Consider the following 15,408-nt stretch of genomic DNA (forward strand, 5'->3'; position numbering starts at 1 on the left):
CCCCTAGGATGGTGCAGATGAACGATCAGAACCGGTTGCCCGACGTTCCGCTCCGGGCCAGCATCTGCATGGCAACGTACAACGGTGCGGAGTTCGTGGAGGAGCAGCTCGCCTCGATCCTGGCCCAGCTGGGCCCCGACGACGAGATCGTGATCGTGGACGACGCGTCCACGGATGACACCGTGGCAAGGATCCGGCAGCTCGCTGATCCCAGGATCCGCCTGATCGAGGCCGCCGCCAACCAGGGGTACGTCCGCTCCTTCGAGCAGGCCGTGCGGGCCAGCMGCGGCGGAGCGATCTTCCTGGCCGACCAGGACGACGTCTGGATCGAGGGCCGGCTGGACGCCATGCTGGAAGCCCTGGCCACGCACGCCGTMGTGGCCAGTAACTTCGATGTGCTCGGCGGCGGCGACCGGCCCCCGATTCCCCGGCTCCGCGCGGCCGACAGCAGCCGCCACCGGGCCAACCTCTGGGGCATCATGGTCGGCTACCGCGCCTACTACGGCTGCGGGATGGCCTTCCGCCGCGAAGTGCTGCCCAGCTTCGTCCCGGTGCCCGCGTACCTGCACGAGTCCCACGACCTCTGGCTCGCAATMCTCGGCAACACCGCAGGTTCCATCCGCCACCTGGACGCCTCGACCCTGCTGCGGAGGCTGCACGAGAGCAATGCCACCCCGCGAGGCTGGCGCTCGCTGCGCGTCATCCTGGCCGCACGGGTGGTCCTCCTGCGCCTCATGGTCGAGGCCCGCCGGAGGCTCCGCGCGGCGTCGGCGCGGACATAGCCTCCAGGAGCCCAGCCGAGGACCACGAAGGCCCGGGACCGATGCGGTCCCGGGCCTTCGTGCGTMAGGCGTCCCTGAAAGTCGTTCGTCCCTAGAAGTAGGAGACATCCACCGTCCGCGTGGCGAGGCTGTTGGTCAGCTGCCAGCTGTTGCCGCGCACGATGCCCACGGTGGTCCGTTTGTCACCGTTCCAGTCGCCCGTGATGGGACGGTCGGTGCTGACCCCGAAGGCGATGAAGTTGGAGACGACGGGGGACTTGATCCGGTTGCTGAGCCACCATTCGCCGTTGCGCCACACCCCGATGCTGGTCTTTCCGTCGCCGTCCCAGTCGCCGACGATCGGCGTGTCGGAGGGAATCCCGAATCCGGTGTACTCATTGACCACCGGATTGTTGACGTTATAGCTGACCTGGAAGCTGGAGTTGCGCCAGATGCCGATTCCGTCGCGGCCGGCGCCGCTCCAGTCGCCAACGATCGGGGTGTCGGAGCCGACGCCGAAGCCCACCACCTTCGTGATGGCCATGGTGTTKAGGTCATCGACGAGCCACCACATGCCGTTCCGGAAGATACCGATACCGGCGCGGCCGTCACCGTTCCAGTCGCCGACCACGGGCTTGTCGCCCGGCATGCCGTAACTGAAGCAGCGCCGCGGGGCGGAGGGCATCTGCAGGCACCAGAACCCGTCCTTGAACCAGCCGGTGTAGGACTTGCCGTCGCCGGCCCACTTGCCGCTGAGCAGCGTGGCGCCGGGTATGAGGCCGATCGGGTAGGTGTCAGGGGTGGAAGCGAGTTTGCGCAGCTGGTCCAGCGAGCCGTTGAAGACGTTCTGGTCGCCGGGGAACGTGGCCTTGACGGTCTGGGAAGCGTCGGCGTAGGCGTTGGCATACTGCCACACGGTGTAGGTGGGCCACCCGCCGGGGACGGCCGGTGCATTGGTGTAGTAGGAGGCMAGCCACAGGGGGTTGGTCTGGCTGAATTCGCTGGTGTTGCCCAGGCAGTCGCGCCAGAAGTAGTAGCTCGTGTAGATCATGGCCTGTTTGTTGGTCATGCGGTACACGGTCTGGGTGAAGTCACGGACCCAGGTGGCCAGCTGCCCCGGCGTGGCACCGTAGCAGCGGTTGAGGCCGGCATAAGGGTTGTCCTCGATGTCCAGGACCGGGGGCATCGTGATGCMGTCGGCGGACCAGCCGCCGCCGTTGTTGACGAAGAACTGGGCCTGGGCAGCGCCGCCGGAGACATCCGGCCGGCCGAAGTGGTAGGCCCCGCGGAGCAGACCGACGGAACTCGCGCCCGTGTACTGGGGCCCGAATTGGCTGTTCACGTAGCTGGTGCCCTCCGTGGCCTTGACGTAGGCGAAGCGGGCACCGTTGGCCTTGACGGAGGACCAGTTGACGCTGCCCTGCCACGAACTCACGTCCAGTCCCAGAGGCTGCCCTCGGGTGTCCAGCGGCTGCTCCGCCACCCACGGCTCGGTCGCCTGGGTCACGGCGGCCTGCTGCGTCTTGGCCATGGCCGCCGATGCCGACGCCGGATTCAGTCCGGCCCGCCCCATGGTTGCCTGGCCCTGTTGCGGGGCGGCCCCGGCTTCCGCCGTGGCCGGAGCGGATGACGGCGACGCCGCTGCCGTCGCCGCTTGCGCCGTGGCTTGGGGAGTGGTGGCCTGCGCGGTGGTGCCCGGGGCGCTGGTCTTTGCGGTCGCGCTGGTTGTCGCCGTCGCTGTCGGTTTGGGGGTCGCTGTGGCCGCGGGCGCAGCGGCGGTGGCGGTCGGGGAGGGGCTGGGAGCAGGTGCCGCAGATGCAGGATTAGMCCAGGTCAGCGCCAGCGCGAAGGGAAGGCAGAGTGCCGCCGCGGTCCGTAGTTTGTGGATTTTGATAGTCGTCACCATTACTCCGGAGGATCTGGACAGAGGMCAAGATCACCCCCGTATGTGCGTAAAGAGTAACCAATTGCCCTCAGTGTTACCACTGTGGCCAATGTTGCTTTTGGTGTGTCCCGCGTCGGGACGGGAGAAAATCGTCAGCCGGTAAGCTGGCCTAATGCAGAAACTCCTCGTCACCGGCGGTGCCGGTTTCATCGGTTCCAATTTTGTCCACTACGTACTGGAGAACACCGACCACCACGTCACGGTCCTCGACAAGCTCACCTACGCGGGCAATGTGGAGTCGCTGGCGGGCCTTCCGGCAGACCGCTTCACGCTGGTGCAGGGGGACATCTGCGACGCCGCAGTGGTTGACGGCCTGGTTGCCGGGACGGACGTCGTGGTTCACTACGCGGCGGAATCCMACAACGACAACTCGCTGCACGATCCCCGCCCGTTCCTGGACACGAACATCATCGGGACATACACCCTGATCGAGGCGGCACGGAAGCACAACAAGCGCTTCCACCACATCTCCACGGACGAGGTGTACGGCGACCTCGAGCTCGACGATCCGGAGCGGTTCACCGAGAACACGCCCTACAACCCCTCAAGCCCGTATTCCTCCACCAAAGCGGGTTCGGATCTGCTCGTCCGGGCCTGGGTGCGGTCCTTCGGCCTGCAGGCGACCATCAGCAACTGCTCGAACAACTACGGCCCGTACCAGCACGTGGAGAAATTCATTCCGCGCCAGATCACCAACGTGATCGACGGCATCCGCCCCAAGCTGTACGGCAAGGGCGAGAACGTCCGGGACTGGATCCACGCCAACGACCACTCGTCCGCCGTCCTGGCGATCATCGCCAAGGGCCGGATCGGCGAGACCTACCTGATCGGCGCCGACGGCGAGAAGAACAACAAGGACGTCGTCGAGCTGATCCTCAAGCACATGGGCCAGGCGCCGGATGCCTACGACCACGTCGTGGACCGCCCCGGCCACGACATGCGCTACGCGATCGACTCCTCCAAGCTGCGCAACGAACTCGGCTGGGAGCCGAAGTTCTCCAACTTCGACGCCGGCATCGAAGACACCATCGCCTGGTACCGGAACAACGAGGACTGGTGGCGTCCGCAGAAGGCCGCGACCGAAGCCAAGTACAAGGAACAGGGCCAGTAGATCATGTCGATCGAGTTCTCGAAGAAGCTCACAGCACACGAAACCCCGATTCCCGGCGTCGTCCTGTACGATCTTCCGGTCCACGGCGACAACCGGGGTTGGTTCAAGGAAAACTGGCAGCGGGAAAAGATGGTGGCGCTCGGCCTGCCGGACTTCCGCCCGGTGCAGAACAACATCTCCTTCAACGAGTCGGCGGGCACCACCCGCGGCATCCACGCCGAGCCGTGGGACAAGTTMATTTCCGTGGCCACCGGCCGGATTTTCGGYGCCTGGGTGGACCTGCGCGAAGGCCCGACGTTCGGCGCCGTGTTCACTGCCGAAATGGATCCCAGCCAGGCCATCTTCATTCCCCGCGGGGTGGGGAACGCCTTCCAGACGCTGGAGGACAACACCGCCTACACCTACCTCGTCAACGACCACTGGTCCGCCGATGCCCAGGGCCAGTACACCTTCCTGAACCTCGCCGACGAGACCGCGGCCATCAGCTGGCCCGTGCCGCTGGAGCAGGCCGAGCTCTCGGACAAGGACAAGGCACACCCGCGCCTGGCGGACGTGACCCCGATKCCGCCGAAGAAGGTCCTCGTGGTCGGCGCCGACGGCCAGCTCGGCAAGGCCCTGCGCAAACAGTACGACGGCGACGCGTCCGTTGAGTTCGCCGGCCGCGGCGAGTTCGACCTCGGCAGCGAGGACGCCTTCACAGGGCGCAACTGGAAGAACTATTCCGCGATCATCAACGCCGCGGCCTACACGGCGGTGGATGCCGCCGAGTCGGCCGAAGGCCGTGCGGCGGCCTGGGCGGTMAACGTCACAGCCGTGGCGCGGCTGGCCCGCACCGCCGTCGAACACGACCTCACACTGGTCCACGTGTCCTMGGACTATGTCTTCGACGGCACGCGCGCCACACACGACGAGTCGGAGCCCCTGGCGCCCCTGGGCGTCTACGGCCAGACCAAAGCCGCGGGCGACGCCGTCGTCAGCGTGGTGCCCCGGCACTACATCGTGCGCACGAGCTGGGTGATCGGCGAAGGCAACAACTTMGTCCGCACCATGGCMTCGCTGGCGGAACGCGGCATAGAGCCGTCGGTGGTGGACGACCAGATCGGGCGGCTGAGCTTCACGGAGGACATCGCCGCCGGCATCCGGCACCTGCTGGAGTCGGGCGCCGCGTACGGCGTCTACAACCTCAGCAACGACGGCGAGCCGCAGTCCTGGGCGGACATCGCCGCGGACGTCTACGAGCTCGCCGGCAAKCCGCGGGAGGCCGTGACGGGTGTCAGCACGGAGGAGTACTTCAAGGGCAAGGCCGTCTCGCCGCGCCCGCTGAACAGTGCCCTCGAGCTGGACAAGATCAAGGCCGCCGGGTTCGTCCCGCCGCTGTCCTCGGACCGGCTCAGGGCGTACATGGGGGCAACAGTTCCCCAKCACTKAGGCTTGGCCGTGCGGTTCAGCTTAGAATCAGCACGCGAAAAAGACCCGTTCACGCGCATTGTGAACTGCTCCCCGAAAGTTGGACTGAGAATTCAGTTCTGACTTTCGGGGAGCAGTTTTATGTATGAGAGCAGTTCGTTATCCGGGGAGCAACGCGAGGCCGCGGTAGCGTTGTTCGAGGCCGGCTGGGGCGCCAAATCCGTGGCAACAAGGCTAGGGGTGGGCGCCCGGGCTATCAGCGGGTTATATGGCCGGTGGAGAGTTCGCGGAGGTACGACGCTAGTGACCAAGCCAACCAAGCGGTTGTTCTCGTTCGAGTTCAAACTCGACGCGGTGCGTCGGTTTCAGGCTGGGGAGAGCAAGGTCGCTCTGGCGAAAGAGCTCCAGTTGTCCTCTCCGGAGCTGATCAAGAAGTGGGCGCGCCAGTACAGGAACGAGGGCGAAGACGGGCTGCGCCCGAAGCCCAAGGGCCGCCCGAAAACAGCTCCCGGCACTGCGGGCAAGCCTGAATCAGAGTTGCAGCAATTACGCCGCGAGAACGAGCGTCTGCGGGCGGAAGTGGCCTTCCTGGGAAAAGTGCAGGCCTTGAGGGACGAAGAACGGCCGTAAAGATCCGCGCCGTCATCGCTCTCAAGGCCGAACACCGCCTCGACGTGCTCCTGGAGGTCGCGGGGTTGGCCCGGTCGACATTTTTCTATCACCAGGCCCGTCTCCAGGCTCCCGACCCGCAAGCGGCACTCAAGTCCGCGGTCACGGAGATCTTCGAGAACAACCATGGCCGGTACKGGCACCGCCGCATCCACACCGCACTGCTCAAGCAAGGATGGATGATCGCGAAGAAGACCGTGCTGAAGCTGATGCGCTCGCTGCGGCTGGTCTGCAAGGTCCGGCGGAGGAAGCGCTACGCCTCCTACCAGGGCGAGCAGGGTGTCCTTGCTTCGAACCTGCTGAACCKGGAGTTCGACGCCGATGCCCCGAACCAGAAGTGGGTGACCGATGTGACCGAATTCAGCGTGGGCGACCGGAAGCTCTACCTCTCACCGGTCATGGACCTGTTCGACCGGCAGATCATCTCCTACTCGATCGGCATCTCCCCGAACCTGGAACTCACCAACGCTTCGCTGCGCGAGGCCCTCGCATGCCTCGGACATGGTCAGCAGCCGCTTGTGCATTCGGACCAGGGTTTCCAGTACCAGCACGTCTCGTGGCGCACTCTCCTGGAGAGCGCAGGCGCCGTGCAATCGATGTCCCGCAAGGGCAACTGCTATGACAACGCGGTGATGGAGAACTTCTTCGGTMACCTTAAGGAAGAGCTCTTCCACCGCGTCCGGTTCCTCAGCACTGACGCGCTGGCGGCGCAGCTGAAGGAATACATCCGCTGGTACAACACCGAACGGATCTCGACAAAGCTCGAGGGCCTGAGCCCGGTGCAATACCGGGCCCAGGCCCTCGCGGCTTAGGATCTTATTTGGCCAGTCCAACTTTCGGGGACCAGTTCATTGCGTGGACGGGTCTTTTTAGTGCGCGCGCCGCGGGAGCAGGCGGGCTCAGCCGGCCGCGGCAGCGGGACGCTTGCGGGCTCGCCTGGTCCTGGACGGCCACGGCCGCTTCGGGAGCAGAGCATGGCCCGGGAACAGGTAGCTGAACAGCTTGGAGGCGCAGAGCAGGACTGCCGCGGTGAACGCCAGGGTGAGGACCTCCCAGGTCAGCGGTGGCTGCCAGCCCGGCACGGTGAACATGGTCTGCCAGTTGGCCGTTTCCTGGATGCCCACAACATAGCGCCGGAGAACGTTCACAAAGGCATAGGCGTGCGCGACGCAGCCGGCCACCAGCAGGATCCGGGCAATGGTCATGCTCTGCGGCCGCTGTCCGAACGGGCGGAACCGCATGGCGAGCCCGGCCGAGATGACCGCGATCGTGAACAGCGGCAGGCTGTACCGGCCCTGCCAGATGAAGCCGGTGGTGTTGATGAGGGCCGCCTGCACCACGGCAGGGACCACCGCCAGCAACGCGACCGCCACCCAGAAGGCAGCCTGCAGCCGGTAGGGCCGGACCAGCATGACCGTGAGCATGAGCCCGATGAGCAACATGCTCCAGAACATCTGGACGRCCTGCGGAACCGGTGCGTCCAGCCACCCCGCAACGCCGATGTACTGGCCGACAAAGTCGAAGGACTTGTCCATCATCGTCAGGAACGCGTTGTACGGCCGCACCTCGCCGGCGACGTTGGAGATCCCGGCCGGGGCTTCGCCGGCCGAAGCCGGTGCCCGGAGCATCAGGAAATTCCACGCCACGCCCAGGACGATGCCCACCGTGGCCAGTGCGGTTACTACCAGCACCACCMGGTTCCTGAAGATGGCGACGATATCAGCGCGCCGGAAGAAGAGGCAGGCAACGATCGCGCCGCACAGCAGCCACAACAGGGATATGTTGCGGGTGTTCGCGAGAGTCGCGGCCGCGATGCCGACCGTCAGGATGCCCGGGCGGGCGCGCTCCAGGTGCCGCGAGTTCTCCAGCACGGACACCAGCCCGCAGAAGGCCGCCATGGAGGCCGCGATTTCCAGCGAATTCGGATTGATGCCGCTGCCCAGGAACAGGACCATCGGCGTCGTCGAAATGGCGGCCGCGACGAGCGGCCACTTGGGGTGGCGCAGCCGGTGCAGGGCCGTGAAACCGGCTGCGTAGAAGGCTGCGGACAGCAAGCCGCTGACGATGCGCATGGCGTAAATCGCCGGGGCCCCGGACATGACGAGGCTGGGCAKCCCGACCAGCCAGTAGTAGAAGGGGTTGTACAGTCCGGCCGACGTCACACCGATGGTGAGGTCGTTGTCATCGAGGGGGATCGCCGGGGCGCAGCCTGCCGGTTTCGTCACCTGGAAGGGGAAGCACATCTGCGCCTGCACGTTGGCGATGTAGGACGGAACCTGCACATGGACGCCGTGGCCGTACGATTCGCCGGGGCCCKGGAAGAACTGGCCCCGGGATACTGCGGCCGCCTTGATGGTGTGCGAGGGTTCGTCCGGATAGGCCATGAGGGGGGTGGCCAGGATCCACAGGGTGATGAGGAGGGACAGAAGGGCGAAGACCGGAAGGAAGAAGCCCATGCCGCCGCGGGTGGTTGCCGACAGCGCGAACCGCCGAGCCTTCCCGGGCCGGGCGCCGGGCACGGAGCCTGCTGGTGACGTGCGGGCCGCCTCGGTTGCGTGAATCACTGTGCGTCCCCGATCGTGTCAATCAGCTTTTTGGATTCCCGAATGGCCTCTTCGCTGGGGGAGGCGACATTGGCGAAATACGTTGAGGACACCTGGCCGTCGGAACTGAGGACAAAGGTGCCCCAGGACTTTACGAGCGTGCTCAGTTGGTGGTTTGAATACTCACCGCAGAAGGCCTGATAGCCGACGACGCCTAGGGCGTAGCCTTGGTTGCTTGTCTCGGGGAGAGTGAATTCCACCCCGGTGGGCAGTGTCCTGGTGGTGCCCTCMTGGGCKGCAACCGCGGCGGAGTCCTTGGACATACGGACGTAACCTCCGCCGAAGGAGAGCAATGCGGTTTCGAAGCGGCTGCCGATCGAGCCGAGGTCCATGAACGCGATGCCGCCGGGGGTCTTGTCGACCTTGTCGGCAAGGTCGGAGTGCTTCTTGACGGTGACGGCGTTGCCGGTCTTCGGCCAGGTGTCGGATACCCCCGAGGTCCACGCGTGGTCGGCGCTGAGGTACTTCGTGGCCGCTGCCGTTTCCACGCTGGGCTCCGTGGCCACGATGGGGGCGATGTCGTCCGAGGGAAGGGTGATGTCGGGGTTGATGTCCGCGATCTCACGCGCGTCCCAGCGGGTGATGGAGCCGGAGAAGATCCCGGCGAGGACTTCGCGGGTCAGCTTGACGTTCCGAAGGCTCGGATTGTTGAGCGCGACCCCGATGGAGGTCACGGAAACGGGAACGGAGAATGCGCCTTCCGGCCCGCACACGTCCTTCGTGCGGTTCTGCTGCTCCGGTGTCAGCGGACCGTCCAGCGCGGCGAAGTAGGCCTGGCGCGTGGCCAGTGCCGTCAGCCCGACGTCGGATCCGTCCGGGGAGTAGTTGAGCGACGTGGCGGTGAGTTCCTTGCTCCAGGCGTTGCTCCAGGCCTCGATCGGCCCCTTCTGCACGGGCGTTCCGATCGCGGTGAGGGATCCCCGGACGTCGCTGACGGGCGTTCCTCCGGAGCAACCGGTCACTCCGATTCCCAACAGCAGAATGCAGGCGAGAACTCCACCTGTGGACCGATTGCGCAAAGAATTTCCCTTCCTGTTCCGGAATGCCTCCGAAACCGTTCCTTATTACCCTAGCCGGTCCCGCGGTGTCKAGGGGTTGCYGGAACACGTCACCAGAGTCTGCGCGGCACGCGGCGCTGGTCTAGACTTGCCGGATGTCCCGGTGGATGAAAGCGCCCGGACACATCAACGATTACAGGCGGTATGTTCGAACAATGGGGATTGAATTGTGAGCCTTGCTCACCGCATGAAGACCATTGTGCGCGACGGTTTCCTGGTCAAGTTCCTCGTGGTGGGAGGGCTTTCCTTCGCCATCGACCTCGGACTCCTGGCCCTCCTCCACGAGGTGKGCAACGTCGATCTGTGGATTGCCACCCCGATCGCCTTCCTCACCAGCCTGGTCTTCAACTTCTTCGTCCAAAAGAACTTCACCTTCCAGTCCGGCGCCCGGGCCCATGTCAGCTTCATCAAGTACGGGGCACTTGTGGCGTTCAATGTCGTGGCAACCGACGTGATCGTCAATCTCGCCGCAKGGGCCGGCCAGTCCTACGCGCTCGGCAAGGTCATTGCAACCATCGCCACGACCGCCTGGAACTTCCTGCTCTACAAGCACTGGATCTTCAAGCCCGCGCCGGAGCAAGACGGCGACATCGTCGACCTCGACKCCTCCGCGACCCCTGCCAGCGGCCCTCATCATCGGGATTAGCTGAGGCTGCTTCCGTCTTGGATGGTCTCCCCGGCCGGGGGCTGGCCGGGCGACAATTGGCGGTACAGCAGGACTCCCGCCACGGCTGTCACGACCAGATAGGCAAGAGCCAGGGGAAGCCAGCCCAGCGGCGGCTCCCACTTGGCTGCCCCGAACATGTCCGCCCAGTTGGCTTCGGTGGATATTCCGACTCCGTACCTGCGCAGGGCATTGGCGAACACCGCGGTGTGCGCGGCCGCGGTCAGCCCGATCGCCCACATTGCAATTCTCTGCGCGAAGAGCGAGTCAGGAAACGGGCGGTTGCGCAGGGCCAGTCCCGCGGCCAGCAGCATCGGGACAATCACGGGCAGAAGGTAGCGGCCTTGCCAGATGTAGCCCAACTCCGTGACCACCTGCGCCTGAAGGATTGGCGGGATGGCGATCGCGGCGGCGAGCAGCACAATGAATCCGAGCCGAGGGCGCCAGGGCCTGACGGACACCGCGGCGACCATGAGTGCCCCGGTGAGGCAGGACCACCAGAAATAGACGCCGGTGGGACCGTTGGTGTCMAGCCATCCGAGCTGGGMCACGTAGGAGGCCGCGATGTCGAATGTCCGCTCAGCCATGGTGCCGAAAGCTTGCTCCGGGGTGACGGTACCGGGAGTGCCCAGCAGGCTGGCGAGGGTGTTGGCCGTCTTGAGCCACAGGAGGCCGCAGGCCGCTGCCACGGCAATCAGGGCCGCCATGGCCAGGACGAGCTTGTTCTTCACCAGGAGCAGCAGATCCCGGGGCGGGAACATGAGCAGGGCGGCAATGACCGCCAGGGCAAGCCACAGCAGTGACAACGACCGGGTGTTGGCCAGGACGGCGGCCGCGACCCCAACAACAACGATGTTGAACCGGAACCGGGACAGCTCCCGCACATTCTCCAGGACCAGGCACAGGTTCACGAACACTGCGGACGTGGTGACGATCTCCAAGGCATTCGGGTTGATGGATCCGCAGAGGTAGAGAACCATGGGCGTAACGGCGATCCCCGCGGCCGCGACGGGCCAGCGCYGGTTGGCGAACTGGGTGGTGGCGAAGAGCGTGGCAGCGAGGAACAAAGAGCACAGGAGCCCGCTGAGGATCCGCATGGCGTAGACGGCCGGCGCGCCGCTCAGGATGGTGGAGGGCAGGCCCACCACMAGGTAGTACAGGGGGTTGTAGTTACCGGCGGACGTGCCGGCCCTCGTCGGCTGCCGGTCCGCGGAATTCAGTCCGGGGGAGCAGTCCGCGGTGACGATCACTTTGAAGGCGAAGCAGGTTAGGGACTGGGTGTCGGCGATGTACTTGGGCACCACCACCTGAAGCTGTTCGYCCTGGGTCTGTCCGGACGTGCCGAGGAACTGCCCCCGGGCCACGGCGGCGGCCTTGATCGTGTGGGCCGGTTCGTCGGGGACCGACATCAGGGGAGACGCGAGGCTCCACAACGTGCTGAATATCGACAGGATCAGGAAGATCATGCCGAAGCGCAGGACCGGTGCGGGAGGCCTGGACTGCGCCGGATTCGCCTGGCGGGGCCGCTGCGCTTTGCGCAAGGGAAGACTCATGAATTCAGTGCACCGTTTCACAGTGATGAGACGCGTCCAGCGCCCTTGAAGCGCCCCGCCGGAATACTGCTCATGAAGATTCGCGCAGAACACCGCGTCGGGACGCCGGGGCCCGTCTGTCCCCCGTCGATCGTAGGGCTACCAAGCACCCGGCACAAAAGCGCTGTCCGCCCGACCGGCCGCTCCGGCTCGGTCCAGACGTGAGGCCAATGAGCCTGCTGTGACCGGTGAGAAAGGTGTTATTCCGCCACGGTGACGGTTATCCACATAAGGCCGCCGCACCCCTTGTCCGGCCGGGCAGTGCMGCCTAGGTTTAAGCCACTTTCATCGCCTCGGCAGTGGGGCGTCAGTCATATTGGGGGCCGTATGGAGGCTGTTCGCATTGTCGAGGACGAGGTCCGCGAGCTGATCCGCCGGCGCGGTCTGGACMCCTTGCGGCAGTCCGGGGAGGTCCGGCGCCTGGTCGAAGCGGCGGTCAGCGACTACGACGAGCGGGCCTTGCTGGCGCCGCTGCCGCCACTGGGTCMGTTGGAGTCGGCACGGAGATTCGTCTACGACGCYGTGGCAGGCTTCGGCGCATTGCAGCCCCTCTTGGACGATCCGGGCATCGAGGAAATCTGGCTCAATGCGCCCAGCGAAATCTATGTGGCGCGCAACGGCGAATCGGAGCTGACTTCTGTGTCGTTGACGGATCAGCAGGTCCGGGACCTCGTGGAACGGATGCTGAAGAGCTCCGGCCGTCGGCTGGACATGTCCTCCCCGTTCGTGGATGCGGCGCTCCCGGACGGCTCACGTCTGCACGTGGTCATCCCGGACGTCACCCGGCGGCACTGGGCCATCAATATCCGCAAGTTCGTGGTCAAGGCCAGCCGGCTGGAGCACCTGGTGGAGCTGGGAACGCTGACCCCGCAGGCGGCCAGGTTCCTCGGTGCGGCCGTCGCCAGCGGCCTCAACATCCTGGTCTCAGGCGCCACCCAGGCCGGCAAAACCACCATGCTGAACTGCCTCGCGGCGAGCATCGGCACCCGTGAGCGGGTCATCACGGTGGAGGAGATCTTCGAACTGCAGTTTCCGCTCCGCGACGTCGTGGGCCTGCAGTGCCGGCAGCCGAACCTGGAGGGGCAGGGGGAAATTCCGCTGCGGCGGCTCGTCAAGGAGGCCTTGCGCATGCGGCCCGACCGGCTCGTGGTGGGGGAGGTCAGGGAGGCTGAGAGCCTTGACATGCTCATAGCCTTGAATTCGGGTCTTCCCGGGATGTGCACCGTCCATGCAAACTCCGCGCATGATGCAGTGACGAAGATTTGCACGCTGCCGTTGCTCGCCGGCGACAACATTTCCAGTGCCTTCGTGGTTCCGACGGTGGCGTCCTGCATCGACCTGGTGGTCCACTGCAGCCGGCACGCCAACGGGCGCCGGCAGGTCACCGAGATCCTGTCGCTGGGCCGCCGGGTGGAAAACGGAATCATCGAATCCTCCATGGTGTTCACGACGTCGGACGGGCAGCTTCTGCCGAAGGCCAACTCGATGCCCGCCGCGGAAAAGTTCGCCCGCTCCGGMTATGACGTCGCGGCGCTGCTGGAGCCGCGCTAATGGCGMCGCTCCTGGGGATGCTGGRCGGGGCCGGACTTCTGTTGATCTGGTGGTCCGCGTGGGAGCAGCCCGGTATCTCCCGGCGCAAGTCCCGGACCAGCAGGGTTGAGGATCTGCTGCGGACGGCGGGGATCGAAAAGGTCAGCGCGGCAGGCCTGCTCGCCTCGTGCCTCGGGGTCGGCGTATTTACAGCCCTGGTCTTCTTCGCAGTGACAGCGTCGTGGCCGATCTCGGGATGCTTTGGCCTGTTTGGCGGCTGGCTGCCGATGGCGATCGTCCGGTGGCGGGCACGGAAGCGCACGGCCATCCTCCGCCAGCTCTGGCCCGACGTCGTGGACCACCTCCGGTCAGCCATCAGGGCCGGCCTGTCACTGCCCGAGGCCCTGATCCAGCTTGGCGAGAAAKGCCCCGTGGAGCTTCGCCACGTGTTCGTGGACTTCGGCTCCGACTACCGTTCCGGGGGCCAGTTCGATCCCTCGCTCACCCGGCTCAAAGAACGCCTGGCCGATCCCGTGGCGGACCGGATTGTCGAGGCGCTCCGGCTCACCCGGGAGGTGGGCGGCTCTGATCTCGGGCGACTCCTCGGCACCCTCGCCGAATTCTTGCGGGAGAGCGCCCGGACCCGGAGTGAGTTGGAGGCCAGACAGTCCTGGACCGTCAACGCCGCCCGGCTTGCCGTCGCGGCGCCCTGGATTGTGCTGGTGCTGCTGGCCAGCAGGCCCGAGGCCGTGATGGCCTACAACACCGCGGCCGGGGCGGCGGTCCTACTGGGCGGTCTGACTGTCTCTTTGATTTCCTACGCCATCATGTTGCGGATCGGTGCGCTGCCGGACGAGCAGCGGGTGCTCCGATGACCGGCCTGATGGCGGGTGCCACGGTATGCGGCTCAGTCCTCGGGGCCGGACTCTGGCTGTTCMTCGTGCGGCTTCCCTTCATGCGTMCGACGGCGTTCGTCGAACGTATCGGTCCGCAATTGAGAACCCACAACCTGGAATCCCGGCTCCTGCGGACCGCCCCGCGCAATGTCACGCCGTTCGGGCCGCTGGACAGGATTCTCCGTCCGGCGATCCGCGACGGCGTTAGATCACTAGGCCKAATCAACMTTGGTGCGACGGCCTTGAACCGCAGGCTTGCCCGCGCCGGGAGCGCCAAGACGGCGGTGGACTTCCGGGCCGAACAGCTCGTGTGGGCGGCCGGCGGCTTTGTCCTCGCCGTCGGCTTCGTGGCCCTCGCCGGCAGTCTCGGCCGCTTCAGCCCGTTCGTMGCGGTGGTGGGCGTCGTGGGGAGCGCCGTGGGCGGGTTCCTGCTCCGGGACTACCTGCTGGGAGCGCATATCAAGAAACGGGAGGCGCTGATGATGGCGGAGTTCCCCAGCATCGCCGAACTCATGGCCCTCGCTGTCAGTGCCGGGGAAAGCGCCACCGGCGCGCTGGACAGGGTCTGCCGCAGCGCCCGGGGCGAGCTGTCGCACGAATTCAGCCGCGTCCTCACCGAGACCCGGGCCGGGAAGCCTCTCGTGGAGGCCCTGCGGGAGTTCTCGGCCAGGACGGATCAGGGACCCCTGCTCCGTTTCGTCGACGGAATGATCGTGGCCGTGGAACGCGGAACACCCCTGGCCGACGTCCTACGGGCGCAGGCACAGGATGTCCGGGACACAGCCAAAAGGGAACTCATGGAATCCGCCGGCAAGAAGGAKATCGGGATGATGGTGCCTCTCGTCTTCGGGGTGCTTCCGCTAACAGTCATCTTCGCCGTGTTCCCCGGCCTGGCCGCCATCAGTCTCGGACTCTAGGAGCCGCCAGCCCAGCCCAGCCCGGACGCGGCGCAGACGGCCTTGCAGGCCGCAAGGCCGGAATTCAAGAAAAGCCATACGACGACGGAAGAGGATACGAAGAACGTCCCGCAGTCCGGGACTTGCCGGCCCGGATGCGACGCCAGGATCTGCACCGAAGCATCACCAGGATTCGGGCACGAAGCGCAGGAAACCAGACGCACCAGATCGATAGCAGTACCGGAAAGACAGAAGCAGCAGGAAGACAGAAGCACC

13 protein-coding genes are annotated in these 15,408 nt (G+C 65.7%); 9 read left to right on the forward strand and 4 right to left on the reverse strand.

The genetic code is table 11. From position 1 onward, the window contains the following. The first annotated feature begins 17 nt into the window (after positions 1-17). Positions 18-782: a glycosyltransferase gene (locus AC1DBQ_RS03830; RefSeq protein ID WP_476927242.1), complete on the forward strand. Its 765-nt coding sequence runs from the start codon at positions 18-20 to the stop codon at positions 780-782. 91 nt (positions 783-873) lie between these two features. Here AC1DBQ_RS03830 and AC1DBQ_RS03835 read toward each other — a convergent pair whose 3' ends face one another. Next, on the reverse strand, positions 874-2,664 hold the full coding sequence (locus AC1DBQ_RS03835) for a GH25 family lysozyme (RefSeq protein ID WP_476927243.1): 1,791 nt from the start codon (positions 2,662-2,664) through the stop codon (positions 874-876). A gap of 154 nt (positions 2,665-2,818) precedes the next feature. Between AC1DBQ_RS03835 and rfbB the strand changes: the two genes are divergently transcribed. The 4 genes from rfbB to AC1DBQ_RS03855 all read left to right on the forward strand — a co-directional run bounded on the left by rfbB (position 2,819) and on the right by AC1DBQ_RS03855 (position 6,705). Continuing rightward, on the forward strand, positions 2,819-3,817 hold the full coding sequence (rfbB, locus tag AC1DBQ_RS03840) for a dTDP-glucose 4,6-dehydratase (RefSeq protein ID WP_476927244.1): 999 nt from the start codon (positions 2,819-2,821) through the stop codon (positions 3,815-3,817). A gap of 3 nt (positions 3,818-3,820) precedes the next feature. Further along, entirely contained in the window at positions 3,821-5,347 is a 1,527-nt protein-coding gene (locus AC1DBQ_RS03845) for a sugar nucleotide-binding protein (protein ID WP_476927245.1), read from the forward strand. A 180-nt stretch (positions 5,348-5,527) separates the two neighbouring features. Beyond that, complete coding sequence (locus AC1DBQ_RS03850) at positions 5,528-5,854, forward strand: transposase (RefSeq protein ID WP_476927246.1); 327 nt, start codon at positions 5,528-5,530, stop codon at positions 5,852-5,854. A gap of 44 nt (positions 5,855-5,898) precedes the next feature. Next, positions 5,899-6,705: an IS3 family transposase gene (locus AC1DBQ_RS03855; protein WP_476927247.1), complete on the forward strand. Its 807-nt coding sequence runs from the start codon at positions 5,899-5,901 to the stop codon at positions 6,703-6,705. 87 nt (positions 6,706-6,792) lie between these two features. On the opposite strand, the gene AC1DBQ_RS03860 is transcribed toward AC1DBQ_RS03855, so the two are convergent. Both AC1DBQ_RS03860 and AC1DBQ_RS03865 read right to left on the reverse strand, forming a co-directional pair. Further along, complete coding sequence (locus AC1DBQ_RS03860) at positions 6,793-8,457, reverse strand: DUF2142 domain-containing protein (RefSeq protein ID WP_476927248.1); 1,665 nt, start codon at positions 8,455-8,457, stop codon at positions 6,793-6,795. Then, entirely contained in the window at positions 8,454-9,458 is a 1,005-nt protein-coding gene (locus tag AC1DBQ_RS03865) for a substrate-binding domain-containing protein (protein ID WP_476927249.1), read from the reverse strand. The genes AC1DBQ_RS03860 and AC1DBQ_RS03865 overlap by 4 nt, the downstream gene beginning before the upstream one ends. Positions 9,459-9,723: 265 nt before the next feature. On the opposite strand from AC1DBQ_RS03865, the gene AC1DBQ_RS03870 reads away from it, so the two are divergent. Continuing rightward, positions 9,724-10,200, forward strand: coding sequence for a GtrA family protein (locus tag AC1DBQ_RS03870; RefSeq protein WP_476927250.1), 477 nt, complete (start codon positions 9,724-9,726; stop codon positions 10,198-10,200). Here AC1DBQ_RS03870 and AC1DBQ_RS03875 read toward each other — a convergent pair. After that, complete coding sequence (locus AC1DBQ_RS03875; protein ID WP_476927251.1) at positions 10,197-11,771, reverse strand: DUF2142 domain-containing protein; 1,575 nt, start codon at positions 11,769-11,771, stop codon at positions 10,197-10,199. The two genes, AC1DBQ_RS03870 and AC1DBQ_RS03875, sit on opposite strands and share 4 nt — an antisense overlap. Before the next feature lie 366 nt (positions 11,772-12,137). On the opposite strand from AC1DBQ_RS03875, the gene AC1DBQ_RS03880 reads away from it, so the two are divergent. From AC1DBQ_RS03880 to AC1DBQ_RS03890, 3 genes are read left to right on the forward strand one after another with little or no spacing between them, the layout of a single operon-like run. Continuing rightward, positions 12,138-13,361 (forward strand): CpaF family protein, encoded by a 1,224-nt coding sequence (locus AC1DBQ_RS03880; RefSeq protein WP_476927252.1) that lies wholly within the window; start codon positions 12,138-12,140, stop codon positions 13,359-13,361. Beyond that, entirely contained in the window at positions 13,361-14,215 is an 855-nt protein-coding gene (locus AC1DBQ_RS03885; RefSeq protein ID WP_476927253.1) for a type II secretion system F family protein, read from the forward strand. Before AC1DBQ_RS03880 ends, AC1DBQ_RS03885 begins: the two co-directional genes overlap by 1 nt. Then, entirely contained in the window at positions 14,212-15,153 is a 942-nt protein-coding gene (locus AC1DBQ_RS03890) for a type II secretion system F family protein (protein WP_476927254.1), read from the forward strand. The genes AC1DBQ_RS03885 and AC1DBQ_RS03890 overlap by 4 nt, the downstream gene beginning before the upstream one ends. Positions 15,154-15,408 lie beyond the last annotated feature (255 nt).

Source organism: Arthrobacter sp. 10T413_2 (assembly GCF_056394205.1).